Origin of the sequence: Pseudomonas sp. AN-B15 (assembly GCF_019056475.1) — a bacterium.
Classification (GTDB): Bacteria; Pseudomonadota; Gammaproteobacteria; order Pseudomonadales; family Pseudomonadaceae; genus Aquipseudomonas; species Aquipseudomonas parakoreensis.
Map to the genome: position 1 here is coordinate 5157880 of NZ_CP049737.1, position 18717 is coordinate 5176596.

At 61.6% G+C, this 18717-nt stretch carries 18 protein-coding genes; 6 read left to right on the forward strand and 12 right to left on the reverse strand.

What is annotated here, in order from left to right; all coding sequences use genetic code 11:
- Window positions 1-60: 60 nt before the first annotated feature.
- Entirely contained in the window at window positions 61-630 is a 570-nt protein-coding gene (locus GTQ41_RS23340) for a GNAT family N-acetyltransferase (RefSeq protein ID WP_047296730.1), read from the reverse strand.
- An 82-nt stretch (window positions 631-712) separates the two neighbouring features.
- Here GTQ41_RS23340 and GTQ41_RS23345 point away from each other — a divergent pair, with 82 nt between their 5' ends.
- Both GTQ41_RS23345 and GTQ41_RS23350 read left to right on the forward strand, forming a co-directional pair.
- Window positions 713-1633: a histone deacetylase gene (locus tag GTQ41_RS23345; RefSeq protein WP_047296732.1), complete on the forward strand. Its 921-nt coding sequence runs from the start codon at window positions 713-715 to the stop codon at window positions 1631-1633.
- Window positions 1634-1913: 280 nt separating this feature from the next.
- Window positions 1914-3158 carry a TIGR03862 family flavoprotein gene (locus GTQ41_RS23350; protein WP_047296734.1) on the forward strand — a complete coding sequence of 415 codons (1245 nt, stop codon included), beginning with the start codon at window positions 1914-1916 and terminating at the stop codon, window positions 3156-3158.
- A 137-nt stretch (window positions 3159-3295) separates the two neighbouring features.
- Here the strand turns inward: GTQ41_RS23350 and GTQ41_RS23355 are convergent, their stop codons facing one another.
- Together GTQ41_RS23355 and yedA are read right to left on the reverse strand one after the other, a co-directional pair.
- Window positions 3296-4636, reverse strand: coding sequence for a DEAD/DEAH box helicase (locus tag GTQ41_RS23355; RefSeq protein ID WP_047296736.1), 1341 nt, complete (start codon window positions 4634-4636; stop codon window positions 3296-3298).
- A 65-nt stretch (window positions 4637-4701) separates the two neighbouring features.
- On the reverse strand, window positions 4702-5643 hold the full coding sequence (gene yedA / locus GTQ41_RS23360) for a drug/metabolite exporter YedA (protein ID WP_047296738.1): 942 nt from the start codon (window positions 5641-5643) through the stop codon (window positions 4702-4704).
- A 163-nt stretch (window positions 5644-5806) separates the two neighbouring features.
- On the opposite strand from yedA, the gene GTQ41_RS23365 reads away from it, so the two are divergent.
- A complete protein-coding gene (locus tag GTQ41_RS23365) occupies window positions 5807-6259 on the forward strand; it encodes an Lrp/AsnC family transcriptional regulator (protein WP_041065134.1) in 453 nt (150 codons plus the stop codon).
- 143 nt (window positions 6260-6402) lie between these two features.
- On the opposite strand, the gene GTQ41_RS23370 is transcribed toward GTQ41_RS23365, so the two are convergent.
- The 3 genes from GTQ41_RS23370 to GTQ41_RS23380 form a co-directional block, all read right to left on the reverse strand.
- The gene (locus GTQ41_RS23370; protein ID WP_047296741.1) at window positions 6403-7008 is read right to left on the reverse strand and encodes a PolC-type DNA polymerase III; all 606 of its coding nucleotides are present in this window, start codon (window positions 7006-7008) and stop codon (window positions 6403-6405) included.
- Between the two features lie 35 nt (window positions 7009-7043).
- Window positions 7044-7523: an NYN domain-containing protein gene (locus tag GTQ41_RS23375; RefSeq protein ID WP_041065128.1), complete on the reverse strand. Its 480-nt coding sequence runs from the start codon at window positions 7521-7523 to the stop codon at window positions 7044-7046.
- A gap of 244 nt (window positions 7524-7767) precedes the next feature.
- Window positions 7768-8526 carry a DUF2076 domain-containing protein gene (locus GTQ41_RS23380; protein WP_047296742.1) on the reverse strand — a complete coding sequence of 253 codons (759 nt, stop codon included), beginning with the start codon at window positions 8524-8526 and terminating at the stop codon, window positions 7768-7770.
- 178 nt (window positions 8527-8704) lie between these two features.
- Between GTQ41_RS23380 and GTQ41_RS23385 the strand changes: the two genes are divergently transcribed.
- Together GTQ41_RS23385 and GTQ41_RS23390 are read left to right on the forward strand one after the other, a co-directional pair.
- On the forward strand, window positions 8705-9379 hold the full coding sequence (locus GTQ41_RS23385) for a YciC family protein (protein WP_047296744.1): 675 nt from the start codon (window positions 8705-8707) through the stop codon (window positions 9377-9379).
- 74 nt (window positions 9380-9453) lie between these two features.
- Entirely contained in the window at window positions 9454-10533 is a 1080-nt protein-coding gene (locus tag GTQ41_RS23390; RefSeq protein ID WP_047296746.1) for an endonuclease/exonuclease/phosphatase family protein, read from the forward strand.
- 109 nt (window positions 10534-10642) lie between these two features.
- Here GTQ41_RS23390 and GTQ41_RS23395 read toward each other — a convergent pair whose 3' ends face one another.
- The 4 genes from GTQ41_RS23395 to GTQ41_RS23410 form a co-directional block, all read right to left on the reverse strand.
- The gene (locus GTQ41_RS23395) at window positions 10643-11479 is read right to left on the reverse strand and encodes an ABC transporter ATP-binding protein (protein ID WP_041065116.1); all 837 of its coding nucleotides are present in this window, start codon (window positions 11477-11479) and stop codon (window positions 10643-10645) included.
- Complete coding sequence (locus tag GTQ41_RS23400; protein ID WP_041065113.1) at window positions 11467-12270, reverse strand: ABC transporter permease; 804 nt, start codon at window positions 12268-12270, stop codon at window positions 11467-11469. Before GTQ41_RS23400 ends, GTQ41_RS23395 begins: the two co-directional genes overlap by 13 nt.
- A gap of 10 nt (window positions 12271-12280) precedes the next feature.
- Entirely contained in the window at window positions 12281-13267 is a 987-nt protein-coding gene (locus GTQ41_RS23405) for an ABC transporter substrate-binding protein (protein ID WP_047296750.1), read from the reverse strand.
- A gap of 377 nt (window positions 13268-13644) precedes the next feature.
- The gene (locus GTQ41_RS23410) at window positions 13645-15135 is read right to left on the reverse strand and encodes an aldehyde dehydrogenase (RefSeq protein WP_047296752.1); all 1491 of its coding nucleotides are present in this window, start codon (window positions 15133-15135) and stop codon (window positions 13645-13647) included.
- 222 nt (window positions 15136-15357) lie between these two features.
- On the opposite strand from GTQ41_RS23410, the gene GTQ41_RS23415 reads away from it, so the two are divergent.
- Window positions 15358-16302: a LysR family transcriptional regulator gene (locus tag GTQ41_RS23415; RefSeq protein ID WP_217325365.1), complete on the forward strand. Its 945-nt coding sequence runs from the start codon at window positions 15358-15360 to the stop codon at window positions 16300-16302.
- On the opposite strand, the gene GTQ41_RS23420 is transcribed toward GTQ41_RS23415, so the two are convergent.
- A complete protein-coding gene (locus GTQ41_RS23420) occupies window positions 16285-17469 on the reverse strand; it encodes an MFS transporter (RefSeq protein ID WP_047296756.1) in 1185 nt (394 codons plus the stop codon). The two genes, GTQ41_RS23415 and GTQ41_RS23420, sit on opposite strands and share 18 nt — an antisense overlap.
- Window positions 17466-18701, reverse strand: coding sequence for an acetyl-CoA carboxylase biotin carboxylase subunit family protein (locus GTQ41_RS23425; protein ID WP_047296759.1), 1236 nt, complete (start codon window positions 18699-18701; stop codon window positions 17466-17468). The genes GTQ41_RS23420 and GTQ41_RS23425 overlap by 4 nt, the downstream gene beginning before the upstream one ends.
- Between the last annotated feature and the right edge of the window lie 16 nt (window positions 18702-18717).

The following is an 18717-nucleotide window of genomic DNA, read 5'->3' on the forward strand; positions in this document are numbered from 1 at the left end:
GCGGCCCATTCAGGTTCTGGCGCGAGCCATTGTCGCGCCATTGTAAACGTCCGTGTCGGCTTAGCCATGCAGGGTTTGCAGCCATTGCTCCCTGGTAATCCGGTACAACACATGCCGGCGCAACGGGTGATCGACGGCAAGTTTGGGGTGATCGAAATCATCGGCCGGATCGTGCTGCATGCCAATCGCTTGCATGACTTTCTCCGAGGGCAGATTGCTCTGGGCGGTGAAGGACACGATTTCCTTCAGCGACAACCGGTCAAAGCCGCAACGCAGAGCGGTCCATGCCGCTTCGCTGGCATAGCCCAGCCCCCAATGCTCGCGGGCCAGGCGCCAGCCGATTTCCACCGCTGGCGTGAACGGGGCATCGAAACCGACCACACCCAAACCGGTGAAACCGATGAACTCGCCGCTGTCCTTGCGCTCCAGCGCCCATAATCCGAAACCGTGTTCGGCAAAATGGCCGCGCACCCGACCAATGAGCGACGCACTTTCCAGACGGCTCAAGGGCTGTGGAAAGTAACGCATGACCTGCGGATCGGCACACATCGCCGCAAATGCCGGCAAATCCTCGTCCTGCCATTGGCGCATCAGCAATCGCGCACTTTCCAGTTGCAGTATCGGCTCCATCATGCCCCTCCGTTTCCATGCCGCAAGTCTACATCGCTGGTAGGATCGTTCACTCTTTCCATCGTTCCTACATGAAGTCGCCATGCCACTGCCGTTGATCTACCACGAAGACTACAGTCCCGAGTTTCCGGCGGATCACCGCTTTCCGATGGACAAGTTCCGTTTGCTGCGCGACCACCTGGTCGACAGCGGCCTGACCCGCGACGCCGACCTGCTGCGCCCGGAGATCTGCCCCAACGACATCCTCGCCCTGGCCCATGACCGTCGCTATATCGAACGCTACATGAGCGGCGAGTTGTCCCGCGAAGACCAGCGGCGCCTTGGCTTGCCCTGGAACGAAGCGCTGGCGCGGCGTACGGTGCGGGCGGTCGGCGGTTCGATTCTGGCGGCAGAAAAAGCCCTGGAGCATGGTCTGGCCTGTCACCTCGCCGGCGGCACCCATCACGCCCACTACGATTACCCGGCCGGCTTCTGCATTTTCAATGACCTGGCGATCATCAGCCATTACCTGCTGCAAAGCGGCCGGGTGAACCGGGTGCTGATCTTTGATTGCGACGTGCATCAGGGTGATGGCACCGCACGCATCCTCCACGACACGCCGGAGGCGATCACCGTTTCCCTGCACTGTGAAAAGAATTTTCCTGCACGCAAGGCCGAAAGCGACTGGGACATTCCGCTGCCTAAAGGCATGGGCGATGGCGACTACCTGAAGGTGGTGGATGACACACTCAACTACCTGCTGCCGCTGTATCAACCGGACCTGGTGCTGTACGACGCCGGGGTCGATGTGCACAAGGACGACGCCCTTGGTTATCTGCAACTGACTGACGAAGGCGTCGCCGCCCGCGATGAAAGCGTGATGCGCCATTGCCTGGGCCGCGACATCCCGGTGGTTGGCGTGATCGGCGGTGGCTACAGCAAGGATCGCCACGCCCTCGCCCGCCGCCACGGCATCCTGCATCACAGCGCGCAACGGGTCTGGACGTCACACGGTTGTCACTGAGCTGTGCTGCGTTACCCACAATGGCTGTGGAACGGCCTGTGGATAACCTGAGCGAAAGGGACTACAGCCCACAGCGAACATGACGTACAGCGCGATGGTTGTTTTTTGACCAGGCCACCAGATTCACCGTCGATCCCCCTGTAGGAGCTGCCGCAGGCTGCGATCTTTTGATCTTTGTTTTCTAAGGGCCAAGATCAAAAGATCGCAGCCTGCGGCAGCTCCTACACGGATCCCGGCTGTTAGAATGCGCGCCTCATCCCGCCATACCGCAGCGCACGCCATGACCCAGACCTCCGCCCCCCTCCCCGCTCACGTCGCCATCATCGGCGGTGGCCCCGCCGGCCTGATGGCCGCCGAAGTGTTGAGCCAGTCCGGTGTGCGTGTCGACCTGTACGACGGCATGCCCTCGGTGGGGCGCAAGTTCCTGCTGGCCGGGGTCGGCGGCATGAACATCACCCATTCCGAACCTTACCCGGCGTTCCTCGCGCGCTACGCCGAACGCGCACCGCAGATCGCGCCCTTGCTGCGAGGCTTCGATGCCGATGCGTTGTGCCGCTGGATTCATGAACTGGGCATCGAGACCTTCATCGGCAGCTCCGGCCGGGTATTCCCCACCGACATGAAAGCCGCACCACTGTTGCGCGCCTGGCTCAAGCGTCTGCGCGACAGCGGCGTGGTTATCCACACCCGCCATCGCTGGCTCGGCTGGGATGAACATGGCGCACTGCGCATCAGCAGCCCCGACGGCGAAATCACCGTCACACCCGACGCCACCCTGCTCGCCCTCGGCGGTGGCAGTTGGTCGCGGCTGGGTTCGGATGGCGCGTGGATGCTGCCCCTGGAGCAAAAAGGTGTAGGACTGGCGCCGTTGCAGCCGAGCAATTGCGGCTTCGAGGTGCAGGGCTGGAGCGAATTGCTTGTCAGCAAATTCGCCGGCGCACCGCTGAAAAATGTCGCCATCGGTTTGAACGACGATATCCCACGCTTGGGCGAATGCGTGATCACCGCGACCGGGGTTGAAGGCAGCCTGATCTATGCGCTGTCGGCACCGATTCGCGAGGCGATCAACGCGCAGGGCTCAGCCACGGTGCACATCGATCTGTTGCCCGGCCGGCCTGTGGATAAATTACAGGCAGCGTTGGGCAAACCGCGCGGCTCGCGCTCGATGGCCAAGCATCTGCACAGTCAGGTCGGGATTGATGGGGTGAAAGCGGCGTTGTTGCGCGAGCTGAGTGACGCGGCGACCTTTGCCGATCCGGCGCTGCTGGCGCGGGCGATCAAGGCGTTGCCGTTGCCCCTGGTGAAACCCCGTCCGCTGGACGAAGCGATCAGCAGTGCCGGAGGCGTGACGTTCGAGGCGCTGGATGAGCGCTTGATGCTCAAGATCTTGCCGGGAGTGTTTTGCGCGGGGGAGATGCTGGATTGGGAAGCGCCGACGGGCGGCTATCTGCTGACCGGGTGTTTTGCCAGTGGGCGGGCGGCGGGGTTGGGGATGCTGCAGTGGCTACAGCACAAAACCCTGTAGGAGCTGCCGAGTGAAACGAGGCTGCGATCTTTTGACCGTTAAAAACAGGTTCAAAAGATCGCAGCGTACCGCAGCTCCTACAGGGAAATGCATTCCCAATTGACGAGCGAAGGCGTCCTCACAGACGCCGCGTCACATCAAGGTTTGCGCTTGCGCGGCCCGGTATTGAACACCGGCACTTTACGCACAGGCTTGATCGACGGCTCAGGTGCCTGAGTTTCGCCACTGTCGACCCACTTGCCCAGATTGCGCTTGCCGCCACCGCCGCCGGAGGTCTTCGGTTTTTTCGGCTTCTTCGGCTTCTTGATCACCTGACCGCTGGCATCGGTCTCCGGCACACGGTGCTCAGGTTCGAAGTCCGGCTCGTTCTGGCGCTTCAAGGTCTGACGGGTGAGCATCTCAATGGCCGAGAGCATGTTCACTTCATCGGCACACACCAGCGAGATCGCCTCGCCCGTTGCACCGGCACGGCCGGTACGACCGATGCGATGGATGTAATCCTCGGCCACGATCGGCAGGTCGAAGTTGACCACCAGCGGCAAATCTTCGATATCCAGACCCCGAGCCGCGACGTCGGTCGCCACCAGAATCTGCACTTCACTGAGTTTGAAACGATCCAGCGCGCGCTGACGGGTCGCCTGCGGTTTGTCGCCGTGGATACCGTCGGCGTTCACACCAAGGCCCTGGAGTTTTTCCACCAACGCGTCCACGCCGTTGCGGGTCTTGGCGAACACCAGCACCTGCTTCCACTTGTTCTTGCGCATCAGGTGCACGAACAGTTCCGGCTTGCGCTTCTTGTCCACCGTCACCACCCACTGCTTGACGGTGTTGGCCGCCACGTTGCGGGGGCTGACTTCGATGCTCAGCGGATCGTTGAGCATCTGCCCGGCCAGCAGGCGGATGTCATCGGAGAAGGTCGCGGAGAACAGCAGCGTCTGGCGTTTTTTCGGCAGCGCACGGTAGATGTTCGCCAGCTCTTCGGAGAAGCCGAGGTCGAGCATGCGGTCGGCTTCGTCCAGCACCAATGTTTGCAGCTGATTGAATTTCAACGCGTTCTGGCGGAACAGGTCGAGCAGACGGCCCGGAGTCGCCACCAGCAGGTCGACGCCGCCGCGCAGTTTCATCATCTGCGGGTTGATGCTGACACCGCCATACACCGCGTAGGTGCGCAACGGCAGATTTTCCGCGTACTGGCGCACGGATTCGTGCACCTGCTCGGCCAGCTCGCGGGTCGGCACCAGGATCAGCGCACGCACCGAGTTGGCGGTGACTTTCGGCCCTTCCATGGCCAGCAACTGCAGCAGCGGCAAGGCGAAACCTGCGGTCTTGCCGGTACCGGTCTGGGCCGCAGCCATCAGGTCGCGACCGGCCAGCACGGCCGGAATGGCTTGCGCCTGGACCGGCGTCGGGGTCTGGTAGCCGAGCTTCTCAAGGGAGCGCAGCAAGGGTTCGATCAGGCCAAGGGTGGCGAAAGTCATGGGAGTACCGTAGGAAAAATCAGCGCGGTTGCGCAAAACAAGGGTGCAATGGCGCGCAGTTTACCCTAATTCACACGCGGTTCTGCTGGAACGGCGGTCTTCGGTGGCTCCACGACCAGCGGCTGCGCCGGCCGCCGCCATTGCGGCAGACCGATCAGCACCACGGCACTGATGATCACCAGCATCGCCAGCGCTTCTTCCATACCGATGGTCTCGCCGACAAACACGATCCCCAGCAACACCGCCACCGCCGGATTGACGTAGGCATAGCTGGTGGCCGCCGCCGGACGCACGTGTTTGAGCAGGTACATGTAGGAATTGAAGGCGATGATCGAGCCGAAGAAGATCAGATACCCCAGGGCCAGCCAGCCTTCCACCGGTGGCAGGGCTTTCAGGTGTTCGCCGCTGACCGCGCTGCCGATCAGCAGGACCACGCCGCCCACCAGCATTTCCACGGCACTGGCCATCGCCCCTTGCGGCAGCGGCAGGTGTTTGCTCCACACCGAGCCGAAGGCCCAGGTCGCCGCCGCGAAAATCAGCAACGCCGCGCCCAGCGGGCTCGATTGCAGATTGGAGCCCATGTTGAGCATGGCGATGCCGATAATTCCCAGCGCCACCCCGGCCCACTCCAGCCGCGTATTGCGCGCGCCCCAGAAATAGCCGCACAACAACGTAAACAACGGCACGGTCGCCACTGCCAGTGCCGCCACGCCGGACGCCACACCCGTGTGCTCGGCGACACTGACCGCGCCGTTACCGAAGCTGAGCAACAGAATCCCGATGATCCCCGCCGCTTTCCACTGCACCCAGGTCGGCGCCGGCGCGCCACGCCAGCGCAGGAAGGCGTACATCAGGCTGCCGGCAATCACGAAGCGCACCCCGCCGAGCATCAGCGGCGGCCAGTATTCGACGCCGAGGCGGATCACCAGATAGGTCGATCCCCAAATCACATACAGCGCGAAAAACGCGGCGATCAACGGTAAGGAAAAACGGCGCAAGGCAGGCATGGGCAGCTCGACAGTCAACGGCAGGGTGAGGATTATTCTAGAAAGGCCCGCGAGCAAAAATAAGTTACAAAACCTGTTTATCGCGCCGGTACACTTTTGAAACAACGGAGATCGACGGGATAAGCCGTGATTTCGAAAGTCTGGCATTTTCAGGAGTCCGGCCTTGGACAAATACGACCGCATGCTGCTCAGCGCCCTGTTGGAAAACGGTCGCGCGTCCTACGCCGATCTGGCGCGCAAGGTGAACCTGTCCGCCCCGGCAGTGGCCGAACGGGTGGCCAAGCTTGAGGCGTCCGGCGTGATCACCGGGTACCAGGCGAACATCGACCTGTCGAAAATCGGTTTGCCGATCCAGTGCATGATCGAGTTGCGCCTGCACCAGAACGGCAGCCAGAAGGTCTACGACGAACTGGTGAAAATCCCGCAACTGACCGAATGCTTCCGTGTGACCGGCGATCCATGCGTGATGATGAAGGGCGCGGTGGGCTCGATGACCGAACTGGAGGAACTGATCAATCACGTGGCGAAGTTTGGCTTCAGCAAGACCTCGATCGTGTTGTCCAGCGCAATCGAGAAGCGCGTGCCGCTGAGCCATATAGAAGCCAACGGCAAATAGTTCGGGCCAACCACAAATCCACTGTAGGAGCTGCCGAAGGTTCGGGCCGCGTTCGGACGATCTTTTGACTTTGACTTTTAAAAGCAAGATCAAAAGATCGCAGCCTTCGGCAGCTCCTACAGGGTTCTGTGTCGGGCTGGGGATCAGCGGTAGCGCTGCAGGTGTTCGCTGACTTTGGCCGCCGGGACTTTCTGCAATTTGCACAGCAAGTCATGGTTCAGCTCACGTACGCCGTGCTTGCTGCGCAGTTCATCCGCCAGATGCGCCATCAGGTTGGCCGCCATCTCCGCATCCGCCATGGCCCGGTGCGCCTGGCCGGTGTGCGGCAGGCGCGCAAATGCGGTGAGCGTACCGAGCTTGTGATTGGGTGCCGCGGGCATCAGGCGCCGGGCCAGCAGCAGTGAACAGGCGAAGTTCTGCAGACGGGTGCGTTTGATCCGTCCCAGTTCAAAGTCCCAGAATTTCTGGTCGAACGAAGCGTTGTGCGCCACCAGCGGCGTGCAGCCGACGAATTCGTTGACCTCTTCCATCACCCGCTCCGCCGCAGGCGCGCTACGCAGCATGGCGTTGCTGATGCCGGTCAGTTGCTCGATGAACGCAGGGACGCGCACACCGGCATTCATCAGGCTCTGGTAACGCTCGACGATACGGCCGTTTTCCAGCATGACCACGGCGATTTCCGTGGCGCGGCAGCTGCTGTTCGGCGACAGGCCGGTGGTTTCAAAGTCGATGACTGCAATGCGTTCCAAACCGGGTTCAACTCCGTTCAAATCAATTTTTCAGCTTAATTCTTCAGCAACAACGCGCCTTCGATCGGCACGTAACGGCTGGCGGCGCGGATCAGCGAGTTGGCGGTCAACCCGGGCACGCCGTAGGCGACTGCCTGTACGCCGTGCTTGCTGATGATGCGTTCGAGCAGCATGTCGAAGTCGCCGTCACCGGAGGCCAGGACGATTTCGTCGACGTGGTCGGCGGCGTCCATGATGTCGAGGGTGATGCCCACGTCCCAGTCGCCCTTGGCCGAGCCGTCGCTGCGCTGGATGTAGGGTTTGAGTTTCACGGTGAAGCCGAGGTTGCGCAGGATCTGCTGGAACTGCTGCTGCTTGCTGTCGCCGCGATCGATGGCGTAAGCATAGGCCTCGACGATCTGCCCGTGCTTGCTCACATCCGCCCACAGCGCGGCGTAGTTGAAATGGCAACCATAGGCCTGACGCACGGTGTAGTAGAGGTTCTGCACGTCGGCGAACACTGCGATTTTTTTCACCGGGATTCCTGTGAGCGCATAGCGCACGAAGCGGGATCAGGCGCCAGGCCCGAAAAAGGCGCTCAGTATGCCAGCCCACAGGAAGGTGGCGCGAATAATCGACCCACCACTCCAGACGGATGGTGGACTGTGGCGAGGGGATTTATCCCCGATGGGCAGCGCAGCGGCCCCGAAAATGGGACTGCTGCGCACTCCATCGGGGATAAATCCCCTCACCACAGGTTTGATACTGGCGGCTTATTAGTCAGACGAACGAATCGTCGTCATCGAAAAACGACGAGCTGTCATCGCTGTAGTCCGTTTCGGTAAACCCGCCCTGGTCATTGCCGGAGAAACCGTTATCGGCCACACGCTGGTCATTGCCCCAGTCGTTGCCGCTCTGGTCGGCCACCTGCGCCGGCTCTTCCTTGATCACTTCAACGATTTCTTCAGGCTGCTGGTTGTGATGGAACAGGCTGCTGATGCCCTGTGCCAGCATCACGCCACCGGCCACGCCTGCGGCGGTTTTCAGGGCGCCGCCGAGGAAGCTGCTGCCCGCCGCCGGGGCGGCTTGCTGCGCGTAATTGGGCGGTGGTGCGGCATAGTTCTGTTGTGGCGCTGGCGCAGAGTAGTTCTGCTGCGGTGCCGGTTCACGCCAGCCGCCGGTGGAGGCCGGAGCGCTCTGGGTCGGCGCCGGACGCGAGCTGCTGCCGCCGAAGATGCTCGACAGGAAACCGCCACCGCCGCTTGGCGCCGGGGCCACACTCTGGGACTTGGCCGCTTGCAGTTCAGCCTGCAACTGCTGAACTTGTTGGGTCAGTTGCTTGTTCTGTTCGTCGAGGCGCTTGATGGCCGCCTCTTGCACCAGAATCGCCTGGGTCATGAAATAACCTGCCGCCGGCTGGCGGGTCAGGTGTTCCTTGATCCGCGCCTCGGCCTGGGCGTCACGCGGGGCTGCCTCCGTTTCGGCCTGTTGCAGCCGGGAAAACAGTCCATCGATCAGGGTTTGCTCTTCGCTGTTCATGGCGACCTCGTAGATTGCCGGGGATAACGTTGCCCGTGCCCACTGCGGACATGGCGCACCTCTGTAATGGAGGCAGTGACAGGATGTTTCAACGACCTTTACCGAATGTTTACGTTTGTGTCGGCCCACGCATCATCGGTTAAAGTGAGCCACTGTTTTCCACCTGCGATACCGACTGATGAATGCCTTCGATGTACTGCGCGACTCTCTGTATTTTTTCAAACGCCACTTGGGCAGCATCGTGCAGCTGTGCCTGCCGCTGGTGATCTTCGAGGCGGCGCTGCAGCAAGTGGTGGATCACGTCACCGACCCGGACAGTTTCTCCGCCGCCAGCGTGGTGGTCGGTCTGCTGGTGTATCCGCTGTACACCGCCGCGCTGATCCTGTTCCTCGACGCCCGCACCCGCGGCGAAGCTCCGCGCAATCTCGATCTGCTGGCGATGTCCGCGCGCCTGTGGCCGCGTTTCGCCCTGCTCACGGCGCTCAATACCTTGCTGATTCTGCTGGGGCTGTCGTTGTATTTCCTGCCAGGCTTGATGCTGATGGTCATGCTCGCATTTGGTGAGTACCTGCTGGTGTTGCGCGGTATGGGGCCGTTGCAGGCGATGAAGGAAAGCCTGCGTCTGACCCGTGGGCATTTCTGGCGGATCCTGCTGTGCATTCTGTGTGTGATGGGGCCGTTGTGGCTGCTCAAGGGCGCGACCCTGGCGGCGTACCCCGACCCGCAGAATCCGCTGATCGCGGTATTGATCGACAGTGCGCACAGCTTCCTGCAGCTGTTCACCAGCGTGGTGCTGTTCCGTCTGTTCATGCTGATCAGCGAATTGCCTGACAAACGTAGCGGAGCAGTCTGACTTCAGGAGACTTGGGCCAAGCGTCTGCGGTCGGGTATGCTCGCAAGCACTTTTGTAACGCGATAAGCCGAGCCATGCCCCGTCTGCTGCGCTACACCCTATTGTTGATTGTGCTCGCCATCGCCCTGATCGGCGGGCTGATCTACAGCCTGACCTGGCGCCCCGGCGCGCGCGAAACCTTGCCGGTCACCTGCACCGGCACCCCACCGACACTGGTGCCCGGGCAGGCACTGAAAGTCATGACCTGGAACGTGCAGTACCTGGCGGGCAAGCGCTACGTGTTCTGGAACGACCTCGCCCAAGGCACCGACGAAGCGCCAACCCCGGAAGACATGGCCTTCAGCCTCGACGAGGTGGCGCGGGTGATCCGGGACGAGCAGCCCGACGTGGTGCTGCTGCAGGAACTGGATGACGGCGCCAAGGCCAGTGATTACCAGAACCAGCTCAAGTTGCTGCAGGAACGGGTCACCGACCTCTACCCGTGCAGCGCTCACGCGTTCGACTGGAAGGCCGATTTCGTTCCCGACCCGCATATTTTCGGCAGCGTTGGCCGGCAATTGGCGACCCTCAGCCGCTACCGCATCGAACACGCCGAACGCCTGCAATTACCGGTGCCGCCGGCGAATATCATCGCTCGACAGTTCGCACCCAAGGATGCGTTGCTCGCCACCAAGCTGCCGCTGAGTGACGGCGGGCAACTGACGGTATTCAACACCCATCTGGATCGCGCCAGCCAACCCGACGACACCTTGCAGGCGCAAGTGACGGCGGTGGCCAAGGTGCTCGACAAGTATGAGAGCCAGGGCCTGGCGTGGCTGATCGGCGGTGACTTCAACCTGTTGCCGCTGGGCCAGTATCAACGCCTGCCCGCTGAACAGCGCACGCCTTATTCCATCGACAGCGCCCTGCACCTGTTATGGGACAAGTACCCGATGATCCCGACCAACAACGAGGCCAGCGGCGTCGACCGCGCCCACTGGCTGACCCACTACCCCAACGACCCCGGCCTCAACGGTCCGGATCGCACCGTCGACTACCTGTTCTACAGCCCGAAAATCAAACGGGTCGAAGCGAGCGTGCGCCAGGACGATACCTTGCGCATTTCCGATCATCTGCCGGTGATTGCGCGGTTTCTGCTGCCCGCTGCTCCCTGATCACCAATTACCGCTGTAGGAGCTACCGAAGGCTGCGATCTTTTGACTTTTTTAAGGATAAGATCAAAAGATCGCAGCCTGCGGCAGCTCCTACAGGGGACTCATGCGATCAATGAACTTCTTCCAGGTCGTCATGCAACAACCCGAAAATCTCCCGTTTCATGTCGATAAACGAGCGCTCCATGACCATGTCCAGTGAGCGCGGACGCTCGATCGGCACGTCGAGGATCTGCTTGATTCGCCCCGGTTTGGCGCCCATGACATAGACCCGGTCGCCCAGCAGGATCGCCTCGTCGATATCGTGGGTGACGAACAACACAGTCTTCTTGCTGTTGCCCCAGACCCGCAACAATAACTGCTGCATCTGCAAACGGGTCTGGCTGTCGAGGGCGCCGAACGGTTCGTCCATCAGCAGAATCTGCGGGTCGTTGGCCAGCGCCCGGGCAATCGCCACACGCTGCATCATCCCGCCCGAGAGTTGCTTGGCGTAATTGTCAGCAAACCCGGCAAGCCCGACTTCGTTGACGTAGTAATCGACAATTTCCTTACGCCGCGCCGCCGGCATGCCGCGCCGCTTGAGGCCGAACTCGACGTTCTGCCGCACCGTCAGCCACGGAAACAGTGTGTAGCTCTGGAACACCATGCCGCGATCGGCACCGGGGCCCTGCACTTGCTGGCCGCCGACGTAGATCTCGCCTGAGGTTGGCTCGGCGAGGCCGGCGGTCAGGTACAACAGGCTCGATTTGCCGCAACCTGACGGCCCGACCAGCACCGCGAACTGCTGATCCGGCACCTCGAACGACACCTGTTCCAGCGCCGTGAACGTACCGCCATCAGGCTTTTTGTAGCGCAGGCTGACCTTGTCCACTTGCAGGCGCGGGGCGGCTTGCGGCGCCGCAGCGCGCGATTCGGTAAAGCGATGATTGGCGGCAGTTACTGAGCCCATGCGGCAACCCTCAGGCGGAGAAAGCGGAACAGTTGATCGGTGACCAGCCCCAGCAGGCCGATGATCGCGATGGCGAGGAAAATCACGTCGACCTGAAAACCGCGCATGGCTTTCAGGCTCAGGTAACCGAGGCCGCTCGACGCAGCGACCAGTTCGGCCACCACCAGATAGGTCCAGGCCCAGCCCATGGTCACGCGCAAGGTGTCGAGCACGCCGGGCACCGAGGCCGGGGCGATCACATGCAGCACCGCGTCGCGGCGGTTGGAACCGAGCGTGTAAGAGGCGTTGATCAGGTCCTTGGAGATGCCCTTGGACACATCCGCGATCATCACCAGTTGCTGGAAGAACACGCCGAAGATGATCACCGATACCCGCTGTTCCAGACCGATGCCAATCCACAGGATGAACAGTGGCACGAACGAGGTCACCGGCAGGTAACGGATGAAGTTGACCAGCGGTTCGAGAAACGCCTGGACGATGCGAAAGCTGCCCATCAGCAACCCCAGCGGCACCGCCACCAGCGACGAGACGATGAACCCGACCATCACCACTTCGACACTGGCCCACACATGGGTGCCAAGGGTGCCGTCGCGGCTCAGGCGCACGGCGGCTTCAACCACCGCGCCGGGCGTCGGCAGAAACATCCCCGGGACGATGCCGCCGTAGGACAGCCCGGCCCACAGCCCGACCAGCAACACCCAGGCCAGACCACTGGCGCTCCATACCACCGGCACCGGCAAGCCGGTCTTCGGTGTGATGCAGCGACTCAGCCATGAATTGCGCTTGAACATGACCAGTCTCCTAGAGCGGGCTGACGAAACGGTTATCCACCAGATCGTCGTTACTGACGTTATAGGGCTTGCCCTGCAATTCGCTGGCGGTTTCGTTGGCCAGTTTAATCAGCGGTGCGCTGTCACCCGGCGCGCCCGGTTTGCCCAGCAGCTTCTCGCTCATGGCCTGATCGTAGAAACGCACGCCTTGCGCTGCAGCAGCCAGTTCCTTCGGATCGGACAGATAACCGCCGACGCCCTTGGCCATGATTTCGTAGGCTTGCTGTGGATGGTCCTTGGTGTATTGCACCGCTTTGTAGAGACCGGCGACCAGCGCCTTGACGTCTTCGGGCTGCTTCTCGATCACCGTGCAGTTGAGCGCCACGACATCGACAATCACCCCGGGCGTGCTGCTGCTGTCGATCAGCACTTTGCCCTGCTGCTTGTCGCGCACCATCGACAGGTGCGGTTCCCAAGTCACGGCGGCCGGCACGCGACCGGCAATGAACGCGGTGGCAGCATCGTCGGCAGTCATGTTCTGCACGGTGATGTCGCTCATTTTCATGCCGTTCTTTTTCAGCAGATAGGAGAGCCAGAACTGCGAGGTCGAACCTTCGTTGACGGCCACGGCCTGGCCCTTGAGTTCCTGCAACGACTTCACGTCCTTGCCCACCAGCACGCCGTCGCCACCATGGCTGTCATCCAGCGCCGCCACGGCTTTGAAGCAGAACTGCGGCCGGTACTTGAGCACTTCGTCGATGGTCGAGGCCGAACCGGAGAGTTGTCCGGAAGCCTGTGCGGCCATGTACATCGAAGCTTCTTCGACCACCGGCAATTCGACGGTCAGGCCGTTTTCCTTGAAGTAGCCCAGGTCCTGAGCCAGATACAGCGTGCCATAACCCACCCAGGTGGTATGGCCGATGGACAAGGTGCCGGCCTGCGCGCCGGTCGCGACCGTGGCCGCCAGGGCGGTGATCGCCAGTGGATGGGTGAGACGGAGACACAAGGACTTGATCATGGAGCACTCCCGACGCTGTTGATTTAGTTTTGTCATGGGCAGTACGGCCAGCACCAATGATGTGAATCCACACTGCGGTCTCTGCTGGACGCTGGCGTGAACCACCGGGCTGGCAAGATCGATGGTGGCCCATGTGCGGGCTGAGGAAAATCAGGAAATTGTTGGCAGCAAATGATGAAAAAACTGCTTAGCGTGCACCGCAAAAGCGCGGGGTTGGCAGGGATGCTCACGGTCGGTGCAAGCCAGGAATTTTCACTGCCTGGGAGAATGCCATCGCTGGCAAGCCAGCTCCCACAGTAATCGTTGGTGTACCCGGAATGGGTGGACACCACAAAACCTGTGGGAGCTGGCTTGCCAGCGATAGGGTCTACGCGGTCTCAGCGCAACTGAAACCAGGTGGTTTTCAACTGGGTGTATTTGTCGAACGAGTGCAGCGACAGGTCGCGGCCGAAGCCCGATTGCCTGCCGCCGCCGAACGGCACGGTCACGTCCAGCGCATCGACGGTATTCACCGATACCGTGCCCGCCCGCAGCCTTCGCGCCACGCGGTGTGCGCGATGCAGATCATCGGTCCACAGCGACGCCGCCAGCCCGTACACACTGTCGTTGGCCAGGCGCACCGCCGCGTCTTCATCATCGAACGGCACCACCGCCAGCACCGGGCCGAACACCTCTTCGCGAAACAACGCCATGTCGGCACTCACGCCAGTGAAGATCGTCGGCTCGATGAAGTTGTCCGAGCCGTTGAAGCGCCGTTGCTGACCGCCACACACCAGGCTCGCACCCGCCTGCCCGGCCTCGCGGATGGCGCGCATGATGCTCGCCGTCTGCCGCTGATCGACGATCGCTCCGGCACGGCTTTGCGGGGCGAGCGGATCACCCGGCAGCCAGCGTTCGGCCTGGGCTTTGAGGCGTTCGACAAACGCATCATGAATCGAACGCTCGACCAACAGTCGCGAGTTGGCCGAACACACTTCGCCCTGATTGAAGAAGATCCCGAACGCGGCTTTTTCCGCCGCCAGGTCCAGATCCCGGCAATCGGCGAACACCAGATTGGCACTCTTGCCGCCGCACTCCAGCCACACCTGTTTGAGGTTGGATTGCGCCGAGTACTGCATGAAATATTTGCCGACCTGCGTCGAGCCGGTGAACACCAGACAATCGACATCCGCGTGCAGGCCCAAGGCTTTTCCGGTCTGCTCGCCAAGCCCCGGCAACACGTTGAGCACGCCCGGTGGCAGGCCCGCTTCCAGTGCCAGCTCGGCCAGACGCAATGCCGAAAACGGTGATTGCTCGGCCGGTTTAAGGATCACCGAATTACCCGCTGCCAGCGCTGGCGCAAGCTTCCACGCGGCCATGTCCAACGGGAAATTCCACGGCACCACCGCTGCCACCACACCCAGTGCTTCACGGGTGATGGTCGCCAGCACATTGACGGCGCCGGGAGCGATCTGGTCGTAGAGTTTGTCGAGGCTTTCGGCGTACCAGCGAAACACCCCGGCGGCGCCCGGCACATCAATGTTGTAGGCGTCCATCACCGGTTTGCCCATGTTCAGCGAGTCGAGCAGGGCCAGCTCCTGACGATGCTCCATCAACAGCTCGGCCAGGCGCAGCAGCACTTGCTTGCGCTCGGCGGGCGGACGTTGCGCCCAGCTGCCGGCCTCGAACACGTGTCGCGCGTTACGCACCGCCGCGTCCACATCCGCCTCGCCACAGGCCGCGACATTGGCCAGCAACTGGCCGGTGGCGGGATTGATCGCGGCGAAGGTCTGCCCCGATTGCGCGGCGCAGTGCTGGCCGTTGATCACGGCTCGATCGGGAAACTTCAAGGCACCAGCCTGGCGCTGCCACTCTGCAAGTTCTAACACGTCGAATGCTCCTTGGACGTTATTGTGCAGTCGATGGTGGCGCAGGCCCGGACGGGCGAAAATTAGTAAAAATGTCTTCGCAGGCAATGAAAAAACTGCTCAATCGGTTTCCCCAAAACCGCCGTGGATGACTAAGGTTCAAGGATAAAAACAACGTCGCGCAGCGGACGCGGCGGCGCACAAATTGCTTGGAAGTCGAGTCCGCTCGTCCTGAGGTTTGCCGTGGCCGCCTACAATTTGCGTCAGTTGAAATACTTCATCACCACCGTCGAATGCGGCAGCGTTGCCGAAGCCTCGCGCAAGCTGTACATCGCACAACCGGCGATTTCTACGGCGATCAAAGGTCTGGAAGACAGCTTCGCGGTGCAACTGCTGATTCGCCATCACGCTCAGGGCGTATCCCTGACGCCGAGCGGTGCACGGTTCTTTCGCAAGGCGCAGGAGCTGTTGCGCATGGCTCGGGAGTTCGAGCAGAACGCCCTCGCCGACAACGACATCGTCGCCGGACAGATCGACATCGGCTGCTTCGAAACCGTCGCGCCGTTGTACCTGCCGCAATTGATCGCCGGGTTTTCCGCGCTGTATCCGGGCGTGAAAATCCGCATCCGCGACGGCGAGCAACAGGAACTGGTGCAAGGCCTGACCTCGGGCAGTTTCGACCTGGTGATCCTCTATGAACACGAACTCGATGCCACCATCCAGACCGAGCCGCTGATGCCGGCGCAACGGCCGTATGCGCTATTGCCGACCGACCACCGTTTCGCCCAGTACAAGCAAGTGTCGCTGCGCGATCTGTGTCTGGAGCCGATGATTCTGCTCGACGTGCAGCCAAGCCGAACCTACTTCGTCAGCCTGTTCGAGGAACTGGGCCTGACCCCGCGCATCGAGTTCAGCTCGCCGTCGATCGAGATGGTCAGGGGCATGGTCGGTCAGGGTTTCGGTTTCTCGATCCTGGTGACCCGGCCCCACTCGGAATGCACCTATGACGGCAAGAAAGTGGTGTGCGTGGACATCGTCGAAGACGTCACCGGCTCAGGTCTGGTCGCCGCGTGGCTCAAGCGCGGGCAACTGACCAAACCGGCACAGCTGTTCGCCGACTATTGTCGCGAACAGTTGACCGCCAAGACCGCTGCCTGCCGCACCGAGCCATCAGGCAACCGGGACTGAGCGCTGTTCCACGTCGATGCCGATCAACGGGCGTTTGAGCGCAATCGATACCCAGGCGCCCACGGCGGCGATGACGCAGGCGGCAAACCCCAACAGAAACGACATGAAGCTCAGCTCGTTGGCCACTGCCAGCAGGCCGAGCACGGCGGCGGTAGCTTCGGCAGCGCCCCAGACACAGGTCTGCACGGCCATCGCCACGGAACTGCGCCCGCGCCAGATCTTCACGGCCTGAGCCTGGTACAGCGGGCCGCAGATCATCTCGCCGATCACGATAAACACCACCACGACAAACAGGATCGCCTGCGCCTGTGACGAAATGATCAACAGCAGGCAGCCCGCGCCGATCAACAGGTTGGAAACGATGACCCGCCACAACCGCGAGACACGCTGCGCGAATGAGGTCACGTAAACCTGGCTGAAGATGATGATTCCGCTGGCCACCAGAAACAGCACGCCGACCAGTTCACTGGAAAAGCGCTCGGTGGCATAGGTAGGGAACACGTAATAAAACTGCGCATAGCCGATCATGGTCAGAAAGTTGATCGCCATGAACGCCACCACCTTGGGCGATGCCTCGGTTTCGCCCGGCGTGGAGGCACGCGCGGCAAACGCCACGCCTGCACTACGCGCCACCTGCGGAATCAGCCGGGTGGAAGCCGTGGCCAGCACGCCCAACAACAGCGGCAGGGCAACAAACCAGTAACCGGTGCCGGCAAGAATCAACGACGCCACGAACGGCGCGACCCCGGCCCCTGCGTTCGCCGCAACATTCTCGTAAGAGAGCACGCGTTCGTGCTCGCCCTCGCGAAAGTACTGCACGATGTAGGAAATCTGCGAGATCGTGGCGATCGAATTGGAGACACCGAACACCACAACCAGTACGACCCAGATCAACACGTTGGTAATGCCCATCGCGGCGGTGACCAGCATCAATAGCGCCGCCACCGCCACACAGAACAAGGCCAGGGCTATTTCCCGGCGTCGCTCGACCTTGTCCAGCATGCCCTGAAAAGCCAATGCGCCGATGCGGTTGGAGACAATCGCGAACCCGACAACGACCCCCGCCGCACTGGTACTGAGGCCCACGGAGGCATTGAGCCAAATGGCCATGAACGGATAGAAACAGCTCCAGGCGGCGGACGAAAGAAACCGGACGAAGTAAATCATTTGAATACCGGGCTTCTAGGGCCGCGATCGGTCAGGACACGTACCTGGCCAATCTCGCGCGCGACGACATCGGCATAGCCGGTGAGCATGCCGACCCAGGCGTAGTCGGACGTGCCGATGGGCTGGATCACGCTGCCGACGTTGGCAATGGGCGTGTGAATGGAAGCCATCGGCGGAATCTCCCAGTCATGCACGACGGCTTCGTGATCCAGGCAGTACCAGTAGCTCAGGGTCTGGCGGCAAGATTCGACCGGCTGGTATTCAAGCGCAGCCTCCAGCAAGCCCAGTGGCAGCAGCGCCACGTGCTGCAGGACGGTCGCTGGCGCCAGATCGTAGGCCAGCGCAATCTGTTCAACGATGCTCGCGCCGCCCAGGCGCCCCATGTTGGCATCGATCAGATAAGCCGTGGCGTCGTTCGCGATGAACTCGCAATGGAAGAAGCCATTGTCGAACCCTGAACGGGCAATCAGATCGCGGACCGCCTTCTCGATTTTCGCACGCACGGGCAAGGCCATGCGGGCGTCGGCCGGGAACTGGTTGGCAACCTCCGTGAATCCCACTCGGTCGCGCCTGGACAGTCCGAGGAAGACCACCCGCCCCTCCTGGGCAAAGCCTTCCAGGCTGACGAGATCACCCGCGCAATGCGCCTGGACAATCCAGGCAGTGTCTTGCGGGTCGTCGATTCCGCTGTTCAGGATGGCGGCGCGGATTACTGCGCCAGGGTCAGCGTCCGGTGCAATCGAGAGCAGGGTGGTGGCCACCGCGCCAGAGCCGACCGAGGGTTTGAGCACCACATCGTTTTGTTGCCCGGGTGTCAGCCAGGGAATGACCACGTCGCCATCGCTCAGCGACACACAGGTCTCGGCGGGCACATGTTCCGGGATCAAGCGGCCGACGAAGCCCTTGGAGGACAGCCGGGCAAACACCTCAGGCGGCGCCTTGAAGCCGAATTCTTCGGCAATCGCGGATACGACCGGGAACAACTCGTCAAAGAATGTCGTGATGCTGCGAATCACGCCAACCAGTGCGGGATGGGCGTTCAGGTAAGCGGACAGCGCGACCCTGTCGGTAAAGGCAGGAATGCAGGTGACCCCTTCGAACACGTTTTTCGCCGCGCCATGAAAACCCGAGGGATCAACGGACAGTATCGGTTCGAAGCCCGCACCGCGGATCGCCTCGCACACGTACTTGATGGAGACCTTGTTGATGCCCACTATCAAAATATGATCCATATCTTTCACATCCATC

Coding starts and splice junctions, on each gene's coding strand:
- GTQ41_RS23395 (WP_041065116.1), bottom strand. CDS start 11,479: ATGGGCTCAGTAACTGCCGCCAATCATCGCTTTACCGAATCGCGCGCT.
- GTQ41_RS23420 (WP_047296756.1), bottom strand. CDS start 17,469: ATGATTTACTTCGTCCGGTTTCTTTCGTCCGCCGCCTGGAGCTGTTTC.
- GTQ41_RS23425 (WP_047296759.1), bottom strand. CDS start 18,701: ATGGATCATATTTTGATAGTGGGCATCAACAAGGTCTCCATCAAGTAC.
- GTQ41_RS23340 (WP_047296730.1), bottom strand. CDS start 630: ATGGAGCCGATACTGCAACTGGAAAGTGCGCGATTGCTGATGCGCCAA.
- GTQ41_RS23350 (WP_047296734.1), top strand. CDS start 1,914: ATGACCCAGACCTCCGCCCCCCTCCCCGCTCACGTCGCCATCATCGGC.
- GTQ41_RS23385 (WP_047296744.1), top strand. CDS start 8,705: ATGAATGCCTTCGATGTACTGCGCGACTCTCTGTATTTTTTCAAACGC.
- GTQ41_RS23345 (WP_047296732.1), top strand. CDS start 713: ATGCCACTGCCGTTGATCTACCACGAAGACTACAGTCCCGAGTTTCCG.
- GTQ41_RS23390 (WP_047296746.1), top strand. CDS start 9,454: ATGCCCCGTCTGCTGCGCTACACCCTATTGTTGATTGTGCTCGCCATC.
- GTQ41_RS23405 (WP_047296750.1), bottom strand. CDS start 13,267: ATGATCAAGTCCTTGTGTCTCCGTCTCACCCATCCACTGGCGATCACC.
- yedA (WP_047296738.1), bottom strand. CDS start 5,643: ATGCCTGCCTTGCGCCGTTTTTCCTTACCGTTGATCGCCGCGTTTTTC.
- GTQ41_RS23400 (WP_041065113.1), bottom strand. CDS start 12,270: ATGTTCAAGCGCAATTCATGGCTGAGTCGCTGCATCACACCGAAGACC.
- GTQ41_RS23355 (WP_047296736.1), bottom strand. CDS start 4,636: ATGACTTTCGCCACCCTTGGCCTGATCGAACCCTTGCTGCGCTCCCTT.
- GTQ41_RS23380 (WP_047296742.1), bottom strand. CDS start 8,526: ATGAACAGCGAAGAGCAAACCCTGATCGATGGACTGTTTTCCCGGCTG.